We start from the raw sequence: 23,370 nt of genomic DNA, 5'->3' as shown, positions 1-23,370 counted from the left end.
TATACTATTTTTGCGGGGTTTCCTCGTAATCGCCATTTGGACAAACGACTTGAGTACCACCCTTGATCTTCTTTTCAACTAGGAAGTAACCATCTTTTGGGCAATTTCGTCCGATTGGCTTATCCCAGGAAACAAAGTCACAATCAGGATAACGTGAACAACCATAGAACACACGATTCTTTTTTGACTTCCGTTCAACAACCGTTCCTTGGCCACATTTTGGACAAGTAATCCCGGTATCCTTAACAATTGCTTTTGTATTTCGACATTCAGGAAACCGTGAGCAAGCATAAAACTTACCATAACGGCCCATTTTAACTACCATTGGAGCACCACAAATGTCACAATCCATCCCAGCAAGTTCGTCTTTCATTTCAATCTTAGCGACTTCGCTCTCAGCGGTACTAACTTCCTTAGAAAATGGTTGATAGAAACTATCGACAACTCGAACCCAATTTTGCTTTCCCTCTTCAATTTGATCGAGTTTATCTTCAACATCGGCAGTAAATTTGGCATTAACAATATCTGGAAACTGCTTTTCAATAATGGTATTAACAATTTCTCCTAATTCCGTTGGCTCAAAATGCCGTGAAACTAGCCGAACATAATAACGACGCTGAATCGTATCAAGTGTTGGTGCATAGGTTGAAGGACGACCAACCCCGTCTTCTTCAAGCTTCTTAATTAAGGCAGCTTCAGTATACCGTGCAGGAGGTTGTGTAAAGTGTTGGGCAGGATCATCACTGATCATTTGAGCATTATCGCCCTCTTTTAGTTCAGGAAGCAGGTTATCCTTTTCCTTCCCCCGCTTATATACCTTCGTAAACCCAGCAAACTTTACCTTTGAACCGGATGCGCGAAAATCAACGTTATTCTGCTGCAGGTTGACATTCATCGTATCAATAACTTCCGGTGTCATCTGACTAGCAACAAACCGTGACCAGATCAAACTATACAGCTTATATTGATCATTAGTCAGGTACGGCTTCATTTTAGCAGGTGTCCGAAAAACAGACGTTGGACGGATAGCTTCGTGAGCATCTTGGGCGCCCTCAGGCAACTTGCCCTTAATTGGCTTAACTGCAGCGTATTCACCACCATATTCCTCATGAATAAACTTAGAGACCTCATGTTTGGCAATTGAGGCAATTCGGGTAGAGTCAGTCCGCATATAAGTGATCAAGCCGACAGGTGCTCCTTGCTTAATATCAATCCCTTCATACAACATTTGAGCAGTCATCATTGTTTTCCGTGTACGGAAGTTCAAACGACGGTTAGCATCTTGTTGCATCGTGGAGGTGGTAAACGGTGGTTGCGGTTGACGCTTACGCTCCCGTTTAGTCACTTTGGTAATTGCAAATTCTTTATTCTTATCAAGTTTGCCTAAAATTCGTTGAACATCATCATTATTTTTTAAGCTAACTTTCTTCCCGTTTTCGCCAAAAAAGGCTGCTTTAAACTTTTCACGATTATGTTTAAATTCGGCATCAATCGTCCAGTACTCTTCAGGCTTAAAATTCCTAATTTCGTTTTCTCGCTGGATAATTAAATTCAGGGCAACTGATTGAACACGACCGGCACTTAACCCCTTCTTAACCTTTTTCCATAGGATCGGACTGATGGAATAACCCACCAACCGATCAAGAACCCGTCGTGCTTGTTGGGCATCGACAAGATCCATGTTAATAGTTCGTGGTTCATTGAAGGCTTCCTTAACCGCATCTTTAGTAATTTCGTTAAACGTTACCCGATTCTTTTCAGAGTCATCAAGCTTAAGAATATTTGAAACGTGCCAAGCAATCGCTTCCCCTTCACGATCGGGATCAGATGCAAGATAGACTGCTTTTGCATTTTTAGCGTCTTTCCGTAATTCCTTAATTACGTCGCCCTTACCCCGGATTGAAATATAATCAGGTTGATAATCATTCTCAATATCAACTCCCATCCGGCTCTTAGGTAAATCGCGCACGTGACCTAAACTTGCCACTACCTTATAAGAACGGCCCAAAAACTTCCCAATTGTTTTGGCCTTTGATGGTGATTCAACAATCACTAATTTCTTTTTTGGCTTTGCACGACGAGTCGTTTTTCGCTTACTCGTTGTCTTTTTCTTTGTAGTACTAGTTGCCATTATATTGGCTCCTTACTTCTATTACTTTTAAATATCTTGCTTACCGATACTACTATTATTAATGCATTTAGATAGTATCTGTCAAACTATATCCAATCGAATGTTGATTTTAATTAAAAAGGAGCCGAAATGCAAGGATTAATTCGTTAAAAGAAATTCATCAAGGAGATCTTTAGCCTCTGTAATTGGTTTAGCCCCTGCTGCAATTAGCTGGTTGCACCCCAATGATAGCGGAGCATCAATTCGTCCAGGAATTGCGCAAACATTCCGATTTTCTTCTAAGGCAATATTTGCCGTGATTAAACTACCACTACGCTTTTTTGCTTCTACAACCAAAAGCGTCTCAGCAAGGCCAGCGATAATTCTGTTACGCTCCGGGAAATGCCAGGCTATTGGCTCCTCACCTAACCCGTACTCAGAAATCACTAGTCCCTGTTCAGCAACCGCTCGCTGAAGATACTGATGATTTCGGGGATATACCTGGTCTATTCCGGAACCGATGACCCCAATTGTCTTTCCTTGATTCTTTAATGTAATCTCATGACTTAGGCCATCAACCCCAGCTGCCAGGCCACTTATGACCGTAATTCCCCGTTTTATAATTACCGGCAGGATTCCCTTTAATGTTGCTTCACCATAACTCGTCATTTGGCGAGCACCCACAACGGCCAAGCTTTGAGTATTCAAAAGGCTAAGGTCACCCTGATAAAACAGCACTAGTGGCGGGCAGAAAATTTCGCTTAGTTGTCGCGGATATTCACTATCCACAATCGTAATATAGGATTGCTTCATATTTAATTGAATTTTTTCGCGTAACTCAATACTGTCCCACTTTGTTAAAAGAGCATTTTGTGCACGAATACTAATGCCAGAACGCTCAATTAACAGGCTAAGGTTATTAAAGGACCGTGCTCTTTCCGCAGTTTGCCATAGTCGCCATCGGGAAATTGGACTTAACCCCGGACAAAGACTTAATTTTAACAAAAATTCTCGAACTTGTAACATAAAAATTCCCCCTACTATTACAGTACGGAGAATTTTTAATTTGCTATTATTTTAAATATTCTGGAACAGGATTAAATGAACGACGGTGAATTGGAGTCGCACCTAATTTACGTAAGCCAGCTAAATGTTTTTTTGTTCCGTACCCCATATTTTCAGCAAAGTCATATCCAGGGTAGATCCGATCATAATCACGCATTAGATGATCCCGATACTCCTTAGCCACAATACTGGCTGCTGCTACACTAATTGATTTTTGGTCTCCCTTAATCAAAGTAGTTTGGGGAATATCAAGTGCCGGTAAAGGAACAGCATCAACAATTAAGCTTTCGGGCTGATGATGCAATTGACGAACGCTCGTCATCATCGCATTTTGTGTTGCCGCATAAATATTTAACTGATCGATTTTCTGCGAATCATTGACCGCAATGCTAACCTCAATTGCTTCATTAACAATTTGCAGGTAAAGATTTTCTCGTTCATGACGGGTTAGCTGTTTCGAGTCAGTAACCCCGATCAAATCAAACTCTGGGCTCAAAATAACAGCACACGTTACAACTGGTCCCGCTAATGGGCCACGACCAACCTCATCCATTCCAGCAACATATTGACATCCTTGCTGCCAATATTGTTTTTCAAATTTAAATCGCTGATGAAATGCGACTAACGCTTTTTGATAACGTTCTTCACGTCGTTGCCACTGTTGAAGGGCATTTTGTACTCCCTTTCGCGGATCATGAGATAACTCTAGTAATAACGGTGAATTTGGATCATGCAGTGTTTGAAGTGCTTGTTTAATCTCTGCAATTGTTTGCTTACTCATTGATTCCATCCTCATTTAAGTCAGCTGGAACCTCCATTGTAATGGGGCCTAATTTGCCCTTACGTAATTCGAAAATTAACCGTTCGCTAGCCCGGTCGTAGTCATCACGAAAGCCCATTTTCTCCGTAATCCTCAATAACAAGTCTGGATTAGAGACACTTTCATCTAAGTCAGCATCTGTTAATCGGTACCGCTTTTTTAATTCTTCAGGTTGTTGACGACGTAGATAATCAAGGGCGAATAAGGCAACATCATCTTTAGCGTAAAGACTATCTTTAATTGCCCCTGACAAGGCAAGCATCGTTCCTTGCTTCTGACTAGCAAATTTATGCCAAAGGACCCCTGGTGTATCCAGCAATTCCAACTCAGCTGATGAACGTAGCCACTGTTGACCGGTTGTAACTCCTGGACGATTTCCCGTTACGGCAACGTTTTTCTTTACTAGGTGGTTCAATAGGGTCGATTTCCCAACATTTGGAACCCCCACGCACATTGCCCGAATAGGTCGCTTCTTTAGACCCTTGGCCACTTCCTCTGCTAGCTTATCATGAAGAATTTCCTTGCTCTTAGCAGTAACAATTTTACTAATATTTTGTTGCCGAGAATCAAGTGCTAGCACTGGTTGGTTGTGTTCCTTAAAGTAAGTTAACCATTCGCCTAATCGTTTGGAATCCGCAAGATCCGTTTTAGTCATAATTAATAAACGTGGCTTGTCACCTGCTGCTAACGCTATTTCTGGATTTTGTGAAGAATAAGGAACCCGAGCATCAACTAATTCAAAGACAATATCAACTAAGGGCATTTGTTCGCGAATTTGTCGAAGCGCTTTTGCCATATGTCCCGGGAACCATTGAATTGTAGCCATTTATTTCCACCTCCTAATTCATTGCATCGCGGTATTGTTGCCATGCAGTATCAAAAATTGTCATTGATGGTAAATAATCCGTATTTTCTTCCAAGTATTTCGATATTTCATCAAAATCTGTTGACTGCTTAGGAAAGGCAGAATCAAAGAATGCATTATTAGCAAATTGTTCAACTTCATTTGCATCTGTAGGCTTTCTCTGAGTCATTAAATAGTGATAAAAACTTTCACGAACTGCCATTTAGCATCCTCCTCTTATTTTTCAGGAACAGTAATTAAAAATTTAAACTGACCATCCTGCATATTAATTTCTTGTGCCGAATACTTTAATTGCCGGTTTTTACTATAACGATTTAAATCCAGCAAAACAGTTTTCTTTTTTGGGTTTATGGAAACCCACTCAGGAATATTATAATTTTTGGCGATATATCCCATCACAAACTTAATCGGAATATTGAGTCGCCCAACACTTAATCCTTTAGCACGTAAAAGGACATTGCCCTGACTTGTCCGTTCAGGAATAAAATTAATTGCAAACCGAACCTTAGTACCGAGGAACTTGGTATCACCGACTAGGATTGCGTATTTTTCACCAACGATAAACTTATATTTAATTTTATTATCCTTCAAGAAATTATCTAAATAGTTTGCTGATAAGGCATTTACTTGTTTCCGGTTTAACTCGACCATTAACGATGAATCATTAGCTTTGGTGGTTTGCGACATTTCTGCTTGTGGTGCTGGTGCGGTTGCCCGATGAAGAACAACACCGCAGCCAACCACAATTACTAAGATTAAAGTAATAAATGCCCATTTCCACCAGTTAACTTGTTTTTTACTATTCATTAATTATTCCCTCACAAATTCCCAACTATCATACTTAACCATACTCTTAAACAATCGACTTGCCATGTGCTGGTATCCTAAATTGTTCGGATGAAAATTATCTTCAGTCGAAATATATTCGTTTAAATTATGGTTCTTATTACTCATAATCGACAACAGTTGTGATTGCTGGACCTTTCCATGGTTTACCTTTTCTTCTTGTTGAATCAATTGTTGCCGTTGAGCTTTTGTTTGGTATTGGCCATATGACATTACTTTATAAATGCTGACAAAATGCATTTTTGAATATTTCTTTGTAACACTTTGGGTTGCCTGGTTCCACTGGTTAATTGAGTCATTAATTGCAGCTACATCTGGAAAGTATGTATAGACCGGATTATAAATGCTCATCACAAAGATTGGTGCATGCTTGTTCTCTTTTCTTACAGCCGTAAATAATTGGTTTAACTTATTCTCATACGTTCCTTGCGCTTGGTTAACGCTTGACTGAATCTTGGCCTGGGATTGCATCATAATGTCTTTCTCCAGTGTTTGCATTAAGTCATTACCACCGACCGTCATTACGATTACATCAGCATCTCTTAAATCTTTACGCATTTCTGCCTGCTTATTTAGCCGTGCAAGGATCTGATCAGAACGATCGCCGCTTACACCGTAATTAACGGTTGAAACACTGGTCTTCTTATACTTATCCTGAATTTTCTGCTTTATAATGCCTACATAGCCGCCGTTTTTCTTCTCATCACCCTGTCCATAGGTAAGGGAATCGCCAACTGCTACCAGCTTTACGTGACGCTTTTCTACACGTTTAACTTGTTGTTGCTGACTTATTGATGGCCGAATAAAGCGTTGATAGCCATACCAGCCACCAACCATAAGCAGAACCAACAGTAAAGCGCCCCATAACCACTTTATACTTTTTTTCATTATTTTCACCTTTTACCAAAAAAGCGGCATAGTAACTATGACCGCTTTCCAAATGTTTAAATTTAAACTATTCAGTATAGTAAAGCAAACAACATGCCCCTAAGCCAGTGTGGGTGGCAATAATCGGTACAGTTTCCCGGACTACGATGTCGAGGTTAGGTTCAAATTCTTTAATCTTAGTTAAGAGACGATTAACTTCACTATCCCCTTCAACATGAGAAATACCAACGCTCATGACTTTAGGACCATTTTTCATCTCATTCAAGATTCGATCCCACTCTTTATGAAGGGCCTTCTTTCCCCGACCTTTCATAATAATATGGATCTGACCATCATAAACCTGAAGCATTACCTTAATGTTCAATAAGTTAGAGAGGGCCCCAGCAAATTTGCTAACACGACCACCAGCAACTAAATTATCTAAGTTGTCAATTGCCAAGTAGAGCTTGGAATGCGCAAGAACATACTTCATTCGTTCGATCGCATCCTCAACGGAGCCACCTTTTTCAATTACTTTAGCTGCTTCGATGATCTGGAAAGCCATTCCCCGATCAGTTGTTTGCGAGTCGTAAACAGTAACCTTAGTCTTCGTCATCCCAGCAGCTTGTTCAGCCGCGTGGACAGTTCCGCTAATGGATTCCATCATGTCAACACATAAAACCTCGCTGCCATCCTCACCAAGCTTATTAAACGCATCAACAAACCGACCAATTGGTGGTTGTGATGTCTTAGGTAATGATTTAGCATTTTTCATTAATTCTGGAAACTGGTCATTAGTAATTGTTTCCCGTTCCACATATACGGTTCCATCAATCATTACCGTTAATGGAATCACTGTAATGTCATACTTTTTTATTTCTTCTTCTGTTAATCCTGCAGAGGAATCACAGACGATCTTAATCTTTCCCATGAAAATTCACTCTTCCTAGAAAATGTTATGTTATAATAATCTAGTCTTCAAAACTAGATGACAAAGTTTCATAAACCATTATGCGATATAAATTTGCGATGGTCAACTTGTTTATTTATTATTTAAGTATAGCAAAAGTAGCGGTAAAATTCATTGCTACATTACACGAAAGGGGTAGAAAAATGGAAAAAAGCAGAGAAACAAAGCATTCAGTAATTATTGAAATTGGGAATGCAATCACCCACGGAATCGGGCTGGCCCTTGCAATTGCTGGTTTAGTATTATTAATCATTAAAGCTGCTAAGACTGGTAGCCCAATGAGAATTGTTACATTTACAATATACGGAAGCACCCTCGTCTTATTTTATCTTTTCTCTACACTGTATCATTCACTCTACTTCACTAAAGCACGGCGAATTTTCCAAATTTTTGACCATGATTTTATTTACATCCTAATTGCTGGTACGTATACTCCTTATTGCCTCGTAAGTATTAAGGGCTGGCAAGGCTGGTCCTTATTTGGGGTCATTTGGGCACTTGCGGTTATGGGCGTTGTCTACAAAAGTATTTGGTTAAAGAAAAAGAGTAACTGGTCAACCCTCTTATACGTCCTGATGGGCTGGTTATGCATTGTCGCCTTTTGGCCGCTTTGGGATGCTCTCGGTCCTGTTGGCTTTGGTTTACTCTTTGCGGGTGGCCTAACCTTTACAATTGGCGCACTATTTTATAGCCGGCCTACTCAGTATACTCACCTCATCTGGCATATTTTTGTATTAGGAGGAACTGCCTTTATGTTCTTCTCAATCCTCTTATTTGTTTAACTCCCAAGTTTCAAACCAACAACTAGTCTGGTCATCTTCATTAACTTCATCACGTTTAAGCAAATGCCATTGATCATAATTGATCGGTGGCATTTTTACGTCGCCATTATAATGACCATTAATGATTGTTCGTTCAAGCTTATTTACTAACGGCATCATTAAAGAGAAAATCCGTGCTCCGCCAATTACGTATACCTGATTATCCGGTAACACATCAATCAGCTGATCAAGGGTTTCAACATCATGCACAACCGTAATCTGATCATTAGCAATTGATTGATGAGTTAACACAATATTCTGCCGGTGCGGTAATGGCTGACCAATCGAATTATAAGTTTTCCTTCCCATAATGACTGGGTGATTTGCAGTCAATTTGCGAAAATGTTTTAGGTCAGCAGAAACATGCCAAGGTAATTGGTTGTCCTTTCCAATCCAACCATCAAGATCCTCAGCCCAAATAAAATTAACTTCACGCATTTTTCTTTCTCTCCTTAATTAAACCGCGACTGGTGCCTTAATAGCAGGTTCGTGGGTGTATCCTTCCAACTTAATATCACTCATCTCGTATTCATCAATCGGCTTCGGTTCATCCGGTAAGATTAACTTAGGAGCCTTATGCGGAGTTCGTGACAATTGTTCCTTAATCTGCGAAAGATGGTTCAAGTAAATATGAGCATCCCCTAACGTATGAACAAAGTCGCCCACTTGCAGCCCACATTGATGAGCAATCATATGCGTTAACAATGCATAACTAGCGATATTAAATGGCACTCCAAGAAAGATATCGGCACTTCGCTGGTAAAGTTGACAACTTAACTTCCCATCATTTACATAGAACTGGAACATTGTATGGCAAGGAGGCAAGGCCATTGATGAAATGTCTTCAGGATTCCAGGCAGAAACAATCATTCGGCGTGAATCTGGGGTTGTCTTTATCTGGTCAATCACATTAGCAATCTGGTCAATTGTCTGACCATTACTAGTTTTCCAGTGACGCCATTGACTCCCATAAACTAACCCCAGGTCACCATATTTTTTGGCAAACTCATCATCGTTAACAATCCGCTCACAAAAATCACGTTTCTCTTTTAAATAAGCCTTTTTAAACTCAGGATCCTTGAGCCAACGATGACCGAAGTCTGTCATATCCGGGCCATGATATTCATCACTCTCTACCCACTTCTTAAATGCCCATTCATCCCAAATATGGTTTTTATGTTTTAAAAGGAATTGAATGTTAGTGTCTCCCCGAAGAAACCATAACAATTCACTTTTAATTAAGCCAAATGGAACCTTCTTGGTTGTGAGTAGCGGAAAACCTTCTTCAAGATTAAACCGCATCTGATAACCAAAAACAGATTTTGTTCCCGTACCGGTACGATCGCTTTTAGTGTGCCCATGATCCAAAACATATTGCGCTAAACTTAAATATTGTTGCTCATTTTCATTGATTGTCATTACGTATCCTCACTGTTAGTCAATGTAGTTACTTAAATATTCCCACCGCGCTGTTTTATCGTCAATTTCTTTTTTGACCTGATCTAGCTTTTTTTGCAATTCGGCCAGTTTTTGGTAATTGGCAGACTGCTCGGTCATCTGTTCTTCAATTGACTTGCGCTTATTATCAAGTTGATCAAGATCATCGTCAATATGATCCCATTCTAGCTTCTCTGCATAAGTTAGCTTAGTCTTCTTCTTTTGACTTGAACTTGGTACTGATTGTTGACTCTTGGCAGTTTGCTGTTTTTTTACAGCGCGTTTTTGCTGCTGCTCTTCTTCAGCCTGTTTTTTAGCATCAGCAAGATAATCAGTAAAGCGTCCAGTGTAACGTTGAATATCACCGTTACCGTGGAAAATTAACAAATCATCAGCTACTTTGTCCAAGAAATAGCGATCATGAGAAACTGTAATAACCGTTCCCGCAAAGTTATCCAGATAATCTTCTAGAACCGTTAATGTTCCAATATCAAGATCGTTAGTTGGTTCGTCAAGAAGAAGGACGTTTGGCTGTTGCATAAGAATTTTCAGCAAGTACAGACGGCGTTTCTCACCACCTGAAAGCTTTCTAATCAGTGTCCCGTGCATGAAGCGGGGGAATAAGAATCGCTCAAGAAGCTGGGTAACACTAAGCTTATTACCGTCCTTATCGGTAACATTTTCAGCAATTTCACTCAGAAAACTAATCATTCGTTTATCATCGTCAATTCCCTCAGTTTGCTGAGTGTAATAACCAAGCTTTACCGTTTCACCAATTTTGAGTACCCCACTGTCTAATGGTACCCGTTGTGCAATCACATTCAACAGGCTGGTCTTCCCTGCACCGTTCTCACCAGTAATTCCAATTCGGTCGCCCGCTTGAACTAACCAATCAAAATTATGGAGAATCCGATGATCACCCAGAGTCAAATCGGCATTCTTAAATTTAATTACATCTTTACCAAGTCGTTGCGAGCCTAAATTGATTGAAATATCTTCGTCAGTTTTTAGATTACCAACCTTATCTTCAAGCTCATGGAAACGATTAATCCGTCCCTTTTGCTTGGTTGATCGGGCCTTAGCACCGGTTCGCATCCACACTAATTCCTTCTTGTATAGCTGCTGATTCTTTTTCTCGGTATCCTTAGCTAATTCTACCCGTTCTGCTTTTTGCCGAACAAAGTCTTGATAATTACCATCATAATGATAAAGGTGACCAAATGACAATTCCCAGATGTGGTTAGTAACTTGGTCGAGGAAGTACCGATCATGAGTTACCAAAAGGACTGCTCCCTTATAAGAAGCAAGAAAGTCTTGAAGCCAGACTACTGAATCAAGGTCTAAATGGTTAGTTGGTTCATCTAAAAGCAATAAATCTGGGTGTTGAATTAATACCTGTGCTAGCCCTACACGCTTCTGCTGACCACCAGATAATTCACTAACCTTTTGACTAACGTTCTTAATTTTTAATTGAGTAAGGATCGTTTTAACCCGGCTATCAGCTTCCCATGCATCCTCCTGATCCATCTTTGCTTGCAATTTAGTGTATTGATCCATTGCTTGAGGATCCTCGGGATGATTACTAAAACGATCAAGTGCAAGCTCATATTCCCGAATAGTTTTAAACACAGGCTGATCGCCTTCAAAGATTGCATCCATAATCGTTTTGGTTGGGTCAAGCGCTGGCTGCTGTTGCAGATACCCAATCGTGTAGTCATTTGGTGTAGTGATCGAGCCGCTTTCCGGACTTGTCCGCTTACTGATGACGTTAAGGAGACTGGTCTTTCCACTCCCGTTAACACCGATTAAACCGATTCGATCGTTTTCGTTGATTGTAAAGGAGACATTATCAAACAGGGTTTTCTCACCATAAGTACTGGTTAATCCCTCAGCTTGCATTGTTTGCATCTCGTTTTATCCCTCTTTTTTTATTTTTTCTGCTTCATTAATTAAGGTTTCCCTATCATTAGGCAATTCACCGTTAACAACTTGTACTGTTAGCTTTTTAATGATCTTTCCTAGTAATGGACCAGGCTTTACCCCTGCATCGTTAATGAGAACTCCCCCATTAACAGCCAGTTCTTTACCGCTTTTAATGGGTAATGAGTCGTACTGCTTCATTAATTGTTCATCAGGAATTGCCCAGCCATATAATTTGGCAACTTGATTAGCATCCTGAACAGCATTTCTACCAGCCGTAAAGAAAGTCAACGGTGATAACTTTTTACTCCTTAGCCCCTGAATTACTGGGATCATCTTTTTAACGTTAGTAATCAGCTCATTTGAGGTCTTCCAGCTGCGAAGAAACTTACTTGCATCACGTGAGTCAAGTCCTAACTGAGTCACAATAACTGCCCACGCCTGTTCTGCATTCCGTAATTGCCAATTATTTAGCAATAATAGTCCGCTTAATTCAGTTTGCTTTCCTACTAACCCTGGACAATATTGATAAAGACCCGTTTGCAGAAACTCATTCAGGCCTGCTACCGGGTTTTGCCCCATTAATAGTTTTTCAAATTCTACCCGAATTCTTTCAACCGCTATTTTCTCCAATAAAGCAGCATTTTGTTTAATCCCTGCTAATGTTTCCGCCGCAATTACAAAATCCAGTTTACTAGCGAAGCGAACAGCCCGCATCATCCGCAAGGCATCTTCATGGAACCGCTCATTAGGATCACCGACAGCCTTGATTAAATGGTGTTTTAAGGCATCCAGGCCATTAAAAAGGTCAATCACCTCACCATTTTCCTTCAACGCGAGTGCATTAATCGTAAAGTCACGCCGTTTCAAATCCTCGCTTAACGACCGAACAAAGGTTACCTTATCAGGACGGCGAAAATCTTGGTAGCCAGATTCGGTTCGAAATGTTGTGGTTTCGTATCCCGTCCCATGATCAAGAATCATCACTGTGCCGTGTTCGATCCCGGTATCAACAGTGCGGTTAAAAATCGCTTTAATTTCACTTGGATAAGCACTAGTAGCAATATCAATATCGTGGATTGAATCGCCTAAGATCGTATCACGAACGCAACCACCCACAAAATAGGCTTCGAATCCCGCGTCCTCAATTTTTTGGAGTACCGGACGAGCGGGTTCAAAGATTGGCGGTAAGTGTTTGATGATCATTTAATCAAGTCCTTCATTTTTTAGTCAACCTCGATTATAGCAAATCTAGCAAGGGCGTGTGAACTGTTGTGGGTTCTTTTCTTTTGAGCGATTTTGGTTTAAAATGTTAGTTAAAGTAAATATCTGCTTATTAAGGAGACGCAAAATGAATTACCCATACCAAGATCGTTTTCAATTATTTTTGAATCAACAGGGACTGGCACCACTAACAATTAAGACCTACGACGCTACCCTAACCCATTTTTTTACTTTTCTCATGGATAATCGACCAGAATTCGCTGCCGAACCAAAATTAAAGAACCTAACTGAAACGGATGTGCGGGCCTTCCTAACTGCCCTAAAAGAAGATGAAAAGATTACCCTTAGCACTTACAATAAGAACCTTTCTCACCTGAATCGCTATTTTCGTTACCTCTTCACCCATCAGCTAATTAAGATTTACCCAACCCTGACAATCCACGGGAAAGCTACTAGTACCAATAAACGATTAACAACTAAGTGGCTTGAAAAGATTCCTGAAATTCTCCAGGATGAGCACCTCCACTTCTATACTCGGTTAACCATTTTCTTATCAAGTCGTGGTTATACCGTGAGTGAATTTCTTACTCCCGGTTTTGAAGATGTTTGGGATAAACTCTCACCAACAAATTCGACAGAAAAACTGTTTATCACAAACTTCAATCAATTTATTCGGCCACTTCAAGAACTTCAGCACTCTTCACAGATCTTTCTTAAACAGCGCTTCTCACCGGATAATCCCGGGCTCTCAAACGCTGGTCTACATAAATACCTGCGTCAAGATGAAGATTATCTCGGCTTTAGTCTAGCACCCAAATTTCTCCACCAATCATTCATCCTCTACGAACTTGGCCACCATCCAGAACTTTCTGATGCCCAATTGATGGAAAAACTAAGGCTCGATCCTGCTTCACTATTGTATTATCAGAAACAATTGATTAGTAAAAAATAAACAACCTAAGATTTAGTTATTACTGTTTTTAACGAAATTACAGTAAAGTTCATAACTCAATCTTGGGTTGTTTGCTTTATTCATTTATTTTAATACTCTTCATACTCATCCAGCAGTTCTTGCATTTCATCATCTGTTGGCACGAGCTTAAGGTAATGCTTTAATTCTTCAACCATTTGCTCGGTATCACCGGACTCCCGATAGAAGTTGACTAACTCCTTTAAGAAAGTTGGGTTTTCACTATAAGTAACTGCTGCTTCACGATAGTACTTGCCAGCAAGATCAAATTTTTCCAAGCGCTGGTATGAACGAGCGAGGTTCCAGTAAATCTGCGGATCAACCTCGTCTTCCTCAATTAATGGTTCTAGTAGTTTGATATTCCCCTCGTCATCATGGGTGTGAAGAAGAAAGTTACTATAATCTAAGTTAATCGTTAAGTTATCTGGATCAAGCTCATGGGCCTTCTTGAGGTACTCATCCATGAGTTTATTATTACCCAAATGGCTGGTTACTTCGGCTGCTTGAGCGTATAGGCGAGCATTATACTGATCAACCGCTAGCCCTTCTTGGAGAGTCTTGAGGGCTTGCTGATACTTATTCTCCTTAACATAAGCCTTGGCAAGCTCAGGATAAACAGAAGCATATTGAGAATCATCCTGAATTAGTTCGTCAAATGTCTTAATTGCAGTGGCTGTTTCTCCCAGCTGTAATTCAGTTAAACCGGTTTGGAATCGAATATCACTTGTCCGGTATTCCGGGCTCACCTGCTTTAAGTACCCTAACGCTTGCTTAAACTGACCACTTTGGGCGTAACAAATTCCCAACCGTCCAGCAATGTTAACCTTGGCAAACTCAGTATACCCATTCCGGATCAGTTCAAAGTAATATTGAATAGCTTCATCAAAACGACTGGTCATAAAGTAAAATTCACCAAGGGCAAACTGGACCGCTGGCTCATCAGGGGCGATTCGGTAAGCCTCCTTCAGCTTTTCTTCCGTAACCTCATACTCATTTTCTGTTTGGTACAAATCGGCTGCAACTAGTAACGATTGCAAATAAGCATCTGAATCAGGCTGGACTTGAGCTAAGTAAGATAAAGCTTCGTCATTATGGCCCTCACTAACTGCGATTTCCGCTAAATTAACCCGTAGTTCATCCTCATTCGGATATTTAGCCAATAAGTGCAGGTAAGCCTGGCGAGCTTGGTGTAGGAAGCCCATTCCATATAGTTCCTCAGCTAAACTAAAGATCATATCATCACTATCTTTAGCCAGGGCCTCGGTAAAGGATTGTTGAGCTGCTGGCATCTGGCCGGCTTGGATTTGTTCTAACACTTTTTCAGAATAAGTCATTATTTTCCTCCTCTAGCATTACCCATCATACTAATTATCTTAGCATAGTTAAGCTAAAAACAGTTGTTAGCCACATCAAAAAAGGACCATGAGCAATAATGTTCACAGTCCTTTAGATATTTATCAAGTAATTTGGAATTACTTAACAGCATCCTTTAAAGCTTTACCAGGCTTAAATGCTGGTACCTTGCTTGCAGGGATTTGGATTTCTTGACCAGTTTGTGGGTTGCGACCCTTACGAGCAGCACGTTGACGTACTTCGAAGTTACCGAAGCCGATCAATTGAACCTTTTCACCCTTAGCTAATGATGCTTGGATTGAGCTAAATACCGCATCAACAGCAGCAGTAGCATCCTTCTTAGTTAAACCAGTTGCGGTTGCAACATTACTTACTAATTCTGCTTTGTTAGCCATTTAATTTCACCTCCAACATCTAATGCAACTACCAAATAGTTACACCAATGAATGAATGTTAATTTTGAGTGGTCCAAAATTAACGAAACATACGAAGTACTCGTATAATTTCATTGTTAAGATTAGCATAGTGAAACATTGATGACAAGCGGTTTATAGGCTTTTTCACCCTTTTTTCAGAAATTTATAACTAAATTGAATGATTTACTGACGCTTTCGCTTAATAATCCGGATTGGTGTCCCCGTAAAATCAAACGCCCGGCGAATTTGGTTCTCTAAATAACGCTGGTACGAAAAATGCATTAGGTCAGGATCATTGACGAAAATGACGAATGTTGGTGGCTGAATAGCAACCTGGGTTCCGTAGTATACCCGCAACCGACGCCCATTTTGTGTTGGCGTTGGGTTGGCAGCTAGTGCATCCATCAAGACATCGTTAAGGACAGCTGATTGAATCCGTCGACGACTATGATCGTAAACATCTTCAATCATTGTTGGCAGTTGATTTAGTCGTTGTTGAGTCTTTGCAGAAACAAAAATAATTGGTGCATAGCTTAAGTATTGAAATTCATTCCGAATTAAAGTTGTAAAATCAGTCATTGTTCGGTGGTCTTTATTCTTGATTGTATCCCACTTATTAACAACAATAATGACTCCACAGCCTGCTTCGTGAGCATAGCCGGCAATATGCTTATCAAGCTCACGAATTCCTTCTTCAGCATTTAATACCACTAAAACAACGTCACTATCATCAATTGCTCGCATTGACCGCATTAATGAATAACGTTCAGTGTTTTCATAAATTTTTCCTTTTTTCCGGATCCCGGCTGTATCAATCATCGTAAATTCACGACCATCCTTAGCCGTAAAGCGAGTATTGATAGCATCCCGCGTTGTTCCGGCAACATTTGAGACGATTACCCGATTTTCACCTAAAATAGCATTCACTAACGAGGACTTACCAACATTAGGCCGGCCAATTAAGCTAAAGTGAATAGTACCATCATCTTCATTATCAGCCGTTTCAGGGAAATGGTTAATCACCGCATCAAGTAAATCACCGACCCCAACACCGTGAACTCCAGAAACTGGGTAAGGTTCTCCCAAACCTAATGAGTAAAAATCGTAAATATCACTCCGCCGTTCTGGATTATCAACTTTATTGACAGCTAAGACAATTGGTTTGTCTGAACGATATAAAATCTTAGCAACCTGCTCATCAGCATCAGTAACACCGTTTTGAATATCAACAACCAAAACGATGACATCTGCTTCATCAATTGCCACTTCTGCCTGTTGACGGATTTGGGTAAGGAGAGGTTGATCAGAAATTTCAATCCCACCAGTATCAATTAGGTTAAAATTCTTGCCTAGCCACTCAGCATGGGCATAAATTCGGTCTCGGGTAACTCCCGGTGTATCTTCAACAATAGAAATCCGTTCACCAGCGATTCGGTTAAATAATGTCGACTTTCCGACATTTGGACGACCAACAATCGCAACAACTGGATTTGCCATTTTTACACCTTCCTTCTTTTATTTGAAATAAAAAGAGTATGACAAAATGCCATACCCCTTTCTAAATTAATTATGTGGTCTCGATTACTTCAAGCCCTTTAATTGATCACCAATTAAATCACCCATTGAGAAGCCACTTTCTTCTTCAGGGGCGTTGTTCATGAAGTTACGGTTATTGTTACGACGAGGACGACGACGGCCACGGTTTTCGTTACCGTTGTTTTCTTCATCCTTTGGACGTTCTTCAAGAGCCTTCATGGATAAACCAAGACGTTGATGTTCAGGATCAACATTTAAGACCTTAACCTTAACTTCTTGACCAGGCTTCAATACATCAGCTGGTGTAGCAATGTGCTTGTGAGAGATTTGAGAAATGTGTACCAAACCTTCAACACCAGGGAAAACTTCAACAAAAGCACCAAAACTGGTTAACCGCTTTACAGTACCAGTAAGAACACTGCCTTCTGGAGCCTTTTCTTCAATATCATCCCATGGTCCAGGTAATGTTTGCTTGATTGAAAGTGAAATCCGTTCACGTTCAGGGTCAACATTTAAGACCTTAACCTTAACTTCTTGACCTGCTTCCAATACATCTGAAGGCTTGTCAACATGATCATAAGAAATTTCAGAAACGTGAACCAAACCATCAACACCACCGAGGTCGATGAAGGCACCGAAGTTAGTCATCCGAGCAACTTTACCTTCTACAACATCGCCTGGTTGAAGCTTAGCAAAGATTTCCTTAGCTGCTTCTTCGTGTTGAGCTTGAACAATTTCCTTGTGAGAAAGGATAAGACGGTTTTCACTAGGTTCGATTTCGATAATCTTGAATTCAAGTTCTTGACCCTTAAATTGGTTCAAGTCTTCTACGTAGTGATCAGTAATCATTGAAGCAGGGACAAAGCCACGTACTCCGGCATCAACTACTAAGCCACCCTTAACAGCTTGGGTAACCTTAGCGGTAATGTGTTCACCAGCATCGAACTTCTTTTGAACGTCATCCCAAACCTTACGTGCTTCAAGACGACGGTGTGAAAGTAAGTAGCTACCATTTTCCTTGTCGTTACCGATCTTAGAAATAACTACTAAGTCAAGTTCGTCACCGACTTTAACTGCGTCATTGATGTCTTCAACTGGCTTGGTTGATAATTCCTTAGCAGGGACGACACCTTCAACCCCTGCATCTTTAATACCAACGATAGCTTGGCGATCATCATCAATTGCCAATACTTCACCCTTAACAACATCACCCACTTTTACAGTTTCAATGCTATCAAGAGCTTCTAACATATCGTTTTTGTTTTCGTTGTTTTCAGCCATTAAAAAAAATCCTCCTTGCGACAATCAACTCTAAAAAACATTTTACTAGATGAGCGCTCACATTTCCAGTAATTATGCTAAATGTTTTTCAGTTTTTTTAATTATTTTACTAATCTCTGCAACAACCTCATCAATTGTCAAATTAGTTGTATCTAATCGAATAGCGTCACTAGCTTGAGTTAGCGGGGAAACCTTCCGCGTTGAATCTTTTTGATCACGTAACTCGATTGCCCGCTGTAGCTCTTCTAGGCTTGTAGTCGTAATCCCTTTTTGTTTGTTTTCTAAATAACGGCGCCGTGCCCGTTCATGGGCAGTTGCCACCATAAAAATTTTGACTGGAGCATGAGGCAAAACAGTCGTTCCAATGTCACGACCATCCATTACGATTCCGCCTTCAGCTGCAATTTGCCGTTGCTGTTTTGTCATTTCCTGACGCACGGTTGGGATCGCAGCAACTGCCGAAACATTTTTGGCAACTTTAGGAAGCCGGATGTCTCGTGTTACTTCCTGACCATTAATAAACACTCGCTGCTCTGGCTCTGCTGGTTGAAAGGTAATCTTTATTTGTTTTGCTAGTTCACTAATCTTTTCGGTATCAGTCATTGACAGTCCTTGCTGTAAAGCGGCAAGAGTAACTGCTCGATACATTGCGCCCGTATCACAATAAACATACCCAAACTTCTTAGCAACCCGCTTAGCAACGGTGCTTTTACCCGCTGAAGCTGGTCCATCAATTGCAACCTGTAATCCCATCGTCATTCAATTCACTCCTCATTTACCGAACTCTTAACTGTTGCCCCGGTCTTAAATGTGCATTTGGGGTTAAACCATTTAACCGCATTAATTCATTAACAGAAATTCCGTTCTGTGTTGCAACACGATATAAGCTACCGTTACGAGGAACAGTAGCATAGCGAACCATACTTGATGATTGGCTCACCGATGAGGAAGAACTTGTACTAAGCGATGAAGAACTACTCATACTTGTTGCCGAGCTCTCATTAGCCTTACTAGACGAACTCAGAGAATTGTGCTTTTTTGAACTGGCTTCCCGTTTCTTTGGCTGGGCTTTTTTTTTAGTTGATTGTGACTGTGCTAACCGTTCAGTTCTTACCGGATGATTCATCGTTTGCTTATGGTTAACCCAGTATATCAGCGGAATAGCCGCCAAAATAATTATTAAAACGATCAAGACAGTGGTAATAGTAGAATTATGTTCTCTTTGTCGCCGATGTTCGGTTCGTGACAGGTGACCATCACTACCTAAATCTTCACTATCAGCAAACTTTTTATCCCATAGCTTGTCATTAGCCTCACGACTTTCTTCCCGTCGTTCACTCATGGTTGCCCCTCCTTTTATAAAATTAACATTCTGATTGTAGCGCAAATAATCATAAAATGTCTAGTTTTCTTTATTATGATTAATATTAAATAACTGATAAAGTCGTTCTTGCCAATTTAGTTTTATTATTGAATGTATGTGCTTGGTTTGACTATCATCGTTTTTTTCAAACCGCTGAAGCAACGTTTCATCAGTAATATCACAACATGGTACTTGGGGCTTAGCCAGCCGTTCACCGAAGTATTCTAAAATCATCTGTCGTCGACATAATTTAGTATTATTAACGTATCTTGCCATCCAATTCAAATGATTTTTCAGACTTATTTGCCTGTTTTTAAATGCTTTTATAATTGTTTCACCATTATAGCCGTGTTCTAAGTAAAAGGTAAATAATTCTCGATTATCCCCCAATACACTACTGGGCTGGCGCTTTTCCCTTACAGCATTTAATAATTCCTTATCAGGAAGTTCAATATGGTTTAGCGTTTGTTGAATCTGTTCATCACCTGGAGAATACAGAAGCAATGCTAGACTTGGCTTGCCATCACGACCTGCCCGTCCGACCTCCTGAACATAGCTTTCCAAATTTGCCGGTTCATGAAAATGAATGACAAAGCGAATATCATCCTTATCAATTCCCATCCCAAAAGCACTTGTGGCACAAATTAATTGTACCTGGTTATCCATGAACTGTTGCTGTAAGCGGTAGCGATCTATTGGAGCAATTCCCGCATGATAAGCAGCCACGGTCTTCTTTGTTTTCTGGTTCAGCGTTTCAGCAAATTGCGTAGCTAATTTACGGCTTGCAAAATAAATAATTCCAGAACCTGCTAATCGATTAACTAGGTCAATTAGATACTGCTCCTTCTCATTAACGGATATGAAACGTTCTACTGCATAATAAATATTGGGACGATTTACAGAACGAATTACTTGAGTAACTGCATCCTCCTGTAGTCCCATCTTTTGAATAATATCCTGACGTACTTCCGGAGTTGCCGTAGCCGTTAGCAAAAGTGTCGTTGGTGAACCAAGCTGCTTCAGCACCGAACTAAGCAAGAGGTATTCTGGGCGAAAGTCAGGCCCCCACTGCGAAATGCAATGAGCTTCATCAACAACAAACAACGTTATCTGAATTTTCTTTAACTTATTAATAATCTCAGGATTAGCGAGTGATTCTGGTGAAGTAAAGATAAATTTGAACGAAGAAAGACGCTGTAAGGCCTGGTGACGACTTTTACCAGTTAGTTGACCATTAATCATTAGGACTCGTTTTTCTCCAGAACGGTGAAGACGATCAACCTGATCCTGCATCAAAGAAATTAACGGTGACACAATCAAAACTGTCCCGGGCAATAAGTATCCCGTCATTTGGTAAAGTAATGATTTCCCACCACCAGTTGGTAGAATTGCCAGAGTATCCTGATGATTAAGGATCGCCTTAATGGTTTCCTGCTGACCGTCACGAAAAGCGGTAAAGCCAAATTGCTCATTTAATTTTATTAACAGTTGTCGATCACTTATCATTTAATCTCTCCTCATATAATTGATAGAGACGGAAGTAATAGAACGCTGCTGGTCCTCCTGGGACGATTTCTGGATCAAATTGCCAGTCTTTCATTTTTCCTTGATAATGTTTAGCTAATTGGCTCCGAATGCTTACTGGCAAGGATCGCTCCCAATCAATCGAATCAGGATGAACGATTGCAGCTTCTAACAAGTGTTCGCGAACAGTATTAGCCTTGATTCTCCTTTTCTTGGCGATTTGACTAATTGAAATTCCTTGTTGATACAACAGTAACGTTTGATTAGCACTTTGACTTAATGGACTTTTTGCCAGCAGATCCACTAATAAACGATTTAAAACTCCTTGATAGCTATTCGCAAATGCAGCAATAGCTAGTAAGGCATCCTGCTTAATAACTGGTAATTGATAACCAGGAAGTTCCAATTGCTCACTGAGCTGCATAGCATTTTTGCCAGTAATTCGGTGACCAATGAGTGAATAAAAGAAATAATTAGCCAATCGCTCATCAGCACTTTCCAACGAGTCGCCAAATAGTTTAAGTTCCTGCACCAGATCGTTAATTATGTTTCCACGCCAGCTAAGAACCCATCGTTTTACAATTTGTTGTTCATGGTATTCGTTAACTACCGGAGCATAATAACGATTATGGTATGACAATTCCGAGGCCACTTGTATACCAAGCAGTAACCGTTGCTCAATCCGTCGCGTGTTAGCTAACCAGTACCAATCAAAGAAATGGGGTTGATACTGTTCACCTGCTAACTCCTCTTGTCTCAAAACTCCTAAAGTAGTTAACAGCACTTGTCCATCAGGATTTCGCTGAATTAAGTTAGCCTTAACTAATTCTGCAATGGAATTTTCAACCTGCTTTCGTTCTAATGAACGCTCTGCCCCCGTCCATTTAAGGATGCCGTACTGTTTAGCCCAAAAGAGGGTTGATACTGTTCGGCGATTCTTTAACGTATTTTCAATCACCCTAATCCGTCGTGGCTGATGTTCATCAAAGAAGCTTAACAAGAAATCATTCATTTTTTCACTCTCCACTCTAATTAATTATAACGAAAAGCAGTGGAAATGATCTGAAATAAAATTAGATTATCTTTAAATAAGCAAAAAGACCAGTCTCTAATGCCCGTATTTAATGAGACACTAAATTCTGATCTTAATAATCTTTAATTACTATTGTTCAAGCTGCTTTTGATTAAGCCATGACTTTAAACGAATAGCCACTAGTGCAAAGACAGCTGAAACAAGAACCCCCTTAATCAAATTAAACGGAATAACAGCTACCGCAATTAGTTCCGGAATCGGCAGGGTTGATTTCCAATTCCACAGTGCCATGTATAGCGGTGTTAGTACCCACCAATTTAATAGGGCCATCACTACAACTAAAGTAACCGTTGCCGAAATACTCCCTAACCATAATTGACGCTTGAATGACCACGACTTGTGCTTCCACGTCCAACAGAATGGTAGCAGCAATGCTAATGATGATAGAAAGTTACCAAGAATTCCAACCAATTCGCCAGCAGAAAAGCCTCGTGTCATTGCGTGGATTAAGCATTTCAAGAAAGCAATCATCACCCCGGCAGCAGGGCCATAGATAAAGCCGCCAATCAATACCGGTAAGTCAGAAAAATCCATTTTAAGATAAGGAGCAACCGGTAAAATGGGAAATTCAAACAACATTAAAATAAACGCCAACGCGCTTAGTGAACAAACACCCACCATTTGGTGAACTTTTTGATGAGACGTAACCATCAATAACAACCTCCTATTGAGATTGTCTTCAAAATTATCTAAACATAAAATAAATGCACGCCACCTAACTTGTCCGTCGGCAACGTGCATTTTATAATTCGTGTTTAAATAAGTGTAGTAGAATCTTCTGCATACCAGACTATACTGTCGGCTCTGGAATTTAACCAGATCAACCATTGAAATGGGTTGCGGGCTATACCGCCGGTCGGGAATTTCACCCCGCCTTGAAGACAATTTC

Annotated in this window: 23 protein-coding genes and 1 riboswitch; of the genes, 2 read left to right on the top strand and 21 right to left on the bottom strand. The window is 40.3% G+C overall.

Annotation, left to right across the window (positions count from 1 at the left end):
• Nucleotides 1-4: 4 nt before the first annotated feature.
• The 8 genes from topA to N4627_RS04380 all read right to left on the bottom strand — a co-directional run bounded on the left by topA (nt 5) and on the right by N4627_RS04380 (nt 7,504).
• Nucleotides 5-2,131, bottom strand: a complete 2,127-nt coding sequence (topA, locus tag N4627_RS04415; RefSeq protein ID WP_191337020.1) for a type I DNA topoisomerase — start codon at nt 2,129-2,131, stop codon at nt 5-7.
• A gap of 138 nt (nt 2,132-2,269) precedes the next feature.
• Complete coding sequence (gene dprA / locus N4627_RS04410; protein WP_003717033.1) at nt 2,270-3,136, bottom strand: DNA-processing protein DprA; 867 nt, start codon at nt 3,134-3,136, stop codon at nt 2,270-2,272.
• 46 nt (nt 3,137-3,182) lie between these two features.
• A complete protein-coding gene (locus tag N4627_RS04405; RefSeq protein ID WP_040531163.1) occupies nt 3,183-3,956 on the bottom strand; it encodes a ribonuclease HII in 774 nt (257 codons plus the stop codon).
• Nucleotides 3,949-4,821, bottom strand: a complete 873-nt coding sequence (ylqF, locus tag N4627_RS04400; protein ID WP_260965059.1) for a ribosome biogenesis GTPase YlqF — start codon at nt 4,819-4,821, stop codon at nt 3,949-3,951. Before ylqF ends, N4627_RS04405 begins: the two co-directional genes overlap by 8 nt.
• A gap of 13 nt (nt 4,822-4,834) precedes the next feature.
• Nucleotides 4,835-5,062 (bottom strand): YozE family protein, encoded by a 228-nt coding sequence (locus tag N4627_RS04395; protein ID WP_003717030.1) that lies wholly within the window; start codon nt 5,060-5,062, stop codon nt 4,835-4,837.
• Between the two features lie 14 nt (nt 5,063-5,076).
• Nucleotides 5,077-5,667, bottom strand: a complete 591-nt coding sequence (locus N4627_RS04390; RefSeq protein WP_260965058.1) for a YpmS family protein — start codon at nt 5,665-5,667, stop codon at nt 5,077-5,079.
• Between the two features lie 3 nt (nt 5,668-5,670).
• The gene (locus N4627_RS04385) at nt 5,671-6,594 is read right to left on the bottom strand and encodes an SGNH/GDSL hydrolase family protein (RefSeq protein WP_191337023.1); all 924 of its coding nucleotides are present in this window, start codon (nt 6,592-6,594) and stop codon (nt 5,671-5,673) included.
• Between the two features lie 67 nt (nt 6,595-6,661).
• On the bottom strand, nt 6,662-7,504 hold the full coding sequence (locus tag N4627_RS04380) for a DegV family protein (RefSeq protein ID WP_191337024.1): 843 nt from the start codon (nt 7,502-7,504) through the stop codon (nt 6,662-6,664).
• A gap of 182 nt (nt 7,505-7,686) precedes the next feature.
• Here N4627_RS04380 and trhA point away from each other — a divergent pair, with 182 nt between their 5' ends.
• Nucleotides 7,687-8,325 (top strand): PAQR family membrane homeostasis protein TrhA, encoded by a 639-nt coding sequence (gene trhA / locus N4627_RS04375; RefSeq protein ID WP_040531160.1) that lies wholly within the window; start codon nt 7,687-7,689, stop codon nt 8,323-8,325.
• Here trhA and N4627_RS04370 read toward each other — a convergent pair.
• Genes N4627_RS04370 through N4627_RS04355 form a run of 4 tightly spaced genes read right to left on the bottom strand, consistent with a single transcriptional unit; the run spans nt 8,314 to nt 12,927 of the window.
• Nucleotides 8,314-8,802, bottom strand: a complete 489-nt coding sequence (locus tag N4627_RS04370) for a dihydrofolate reductase (protein ID WP_191336845.1) — start codon at nt 8,800-8,802, stop codon at nt 8,314-8,316. The two genes, trhA and N4627_RS04370, sit on opposite strands and share 12 nt — an antisense overlap.
• A gap of 18 nt (nt 8,803-8,820) precedes the next feature.
• Entirely contained in the window at nt 8,821-9,783 is a 963-nt protein-coding gene (locus N4627_RS04365; protein WP_003717024.1) for a thymidylate synthase, read from the bottom strand.
• Between the two features lie 15 nt (nt 9,784-9,798).
• Complete coding sequence (locus N4627_RS04360; protein ID WP_003717023.1) at nt 9,799-11,709, bottom strand: ABC-F family ATP-binding cassette domain-containing protein; 1,911 nt, start codon at nt 11,707-11,709, stop codon at nt 9,799-9,801.
• 6 nt (nt 11,710-11,715) lie between these two features.
• Nucleotides 11,716-12,927, bottom strand: a complete 1,212-nt coding sequence (locus tag N4627_RS04355) for a CCA tRNA nucleotidyltransferase (RefSeq protein WP_260965057.1) — start codon at nt 12,925-12,927, stop codon at nt 11,716-11,718.
• Nucleotides 12,928-13,072: 145 nt separating this feature from the next.
• On the opposite strand from N4627_RS04355, the gene N4627_RS04350 reads away from it, so the two are divergent.
• Nucleotides 13,073-13,897, top strand: a complete 825-nt coding sequence (locus N4627_RS04350; protein WP_003717021.1) for a phage integrase N-terminal SAM-like domain-containing protein — start codon at nt 13,073-13,075, stop codon at nt 13,895-13,897.
• An 89-nt stretch (nt 13,898-13,986) separates the two neighbouring features.
• Here the strand turns inward: N4627_RS04350 and N4627_RS04345 are convergent, their stop codons facing one another.
• The 9 genes from N4627_RS04345 to N4627_RS04305 all read right to left on the bottom strand — a co-directional run bounded on the left by N4627_RS04345 (nt 13,987) and on the right by N4627_RS04305 (nt 23,132).
• Nucleotides 13,987-15,249 (bottom strand): tetratricopeptide repeat protein, encoded by a 1,263-nt coding sequence (locus tag N4627_RS04345; protein ID WP_003717020.1) that lies wholly within the window; start codon nt 15,247-15,249, stop codon nt 13,987-13,989.
• Nucleotides 15,250-15,387: 138 nt separating this feature from the next.
• On the bottom strand, nt 15,388-15,663 hold the full coding sequence (locus N4627_RS04340; protein WP_003717019.1) for an HU family DNA-binding protein: 276 nt from the start codon (nt 15,661-15,663) through the stop codon (nt 15,388-15,390).
• A 204-nt stretch (nt 15,664-15,867) separates the two neighbouring features.
• A complete protein-coding gene (gene der, locus N4627_RS04335) occupies nt 15,868-17,181 on the bottom strand; it encodes a ribosome biogenesis GTPase Der (protein WP_003717018.1) in 1,314 nt (437 codons plus the stop codon).
• Between the two features lie 84 nt (nt 17,182-17,265).
• Nucleotides 17,266-18,501 carry a 30S ribosomal protein S1 gene (rpsA, locus tag N4627_RS04330; RefSeq protein ID WP_098044580.1) on the bottom strand — a complete coding sequence of 412 codons (1,236 nt, stop codon included), beginning with the start codon at nt 18,499-18,501 and terminating at the stop codon, nt 17,266-17,268.
• Between the two features lie 72 nt (nt 18,502-18,573).
• Nucleotides 18,574-19,260 carry a (d)CMP kinase gene (cmk, locus tag N4627_RS04325; RefSeq protein ID WP_003717016.1) on the bottom strand — a complete coding sequence of 229 codons (687 nt, stop codon included), beginning with the start codon at nt 19,258-19,260 and terminating at the stop codon, nt 18,574-18,576.
• A 16-nt stretch (nt 19,261-19,276) separates the two neighbouring features.
• Nucleotides 19,277-19,843 carry a LysM peptidoglycan-binding domain-containing protein gene (locus tag N4627_RS04320; RefSeq protein WP_003717015.1) on the bottom strand — a complete coding sequence of 189 codons (567 nt, stop codon included), beginning with the start codon at nt 19,841-19,843 and terminating at the stop codon, nt 19,277-19,279.
• 60 nt (nt 19,844-19,903) lie between these two features.
• Complete coding sequence (locus N4627_RS04315) at nt 19,904-21,370, bottom strand: RecQ family ATP-dependent DNA helicase (protein WP_260965056.1); 1,467 nt, start codon at nt 21,368-21,370, stop codon at nt 19,904-19,906.
• Nucleotides 21,360-22,400 carry a helix-turn-helix domain-containing protein gene (locus N4627_RS04310; RefSeq protein WP_191336841.1) on the bottom strand — a complete coding sequence of 347 codons (1,041 nt, stop codon included), beginning with the start codon at nt 22,398-22,400 and terminating at the stop codon, nt 21,360-21,362. The genes N4627_RS04315 and N4627_RS04310 overlap by 11 nt, the downstream gene beginning before the upstream one ends.
• Nucleotides 22,401-22,550: 150 nt before the next feature.
• Nucleotides 22,551-23,132: an ECF transporter S component gene (locus N4627_RS04305; protein WP_040531155.1), complete on the bottom strand. Its 582-nt coding sequence runs from the start codon at nt 23,130-23,132 to the stop codon at nt 22,551-22,553.
• 118 nt (nt 23,133-23,250) lie between these two features.
• A riboswitch (FMN riboswitch) is annotated at nt 23,251-23,368 on the bottom strand.
• Between the last annotated feature and the right edge of the window lie 2 nt (nt 23,369-23,370).

The sequence above is a fragment of the Limosilactobacillus vaginalis genome, from assembly GCF_025311515.1.
Lineage (GTDB): Bacteria > Bacillota > Bacilli > Lactobacillales > Lactobacillaceae > Limosilactobacillus > Limosilactobacillus vaginalis.
The sequence above is the reverse complement of the archived record's forward strand: the minus strand, read 5'-3'. Positions and strand labels throughout refer to the sequence as shown.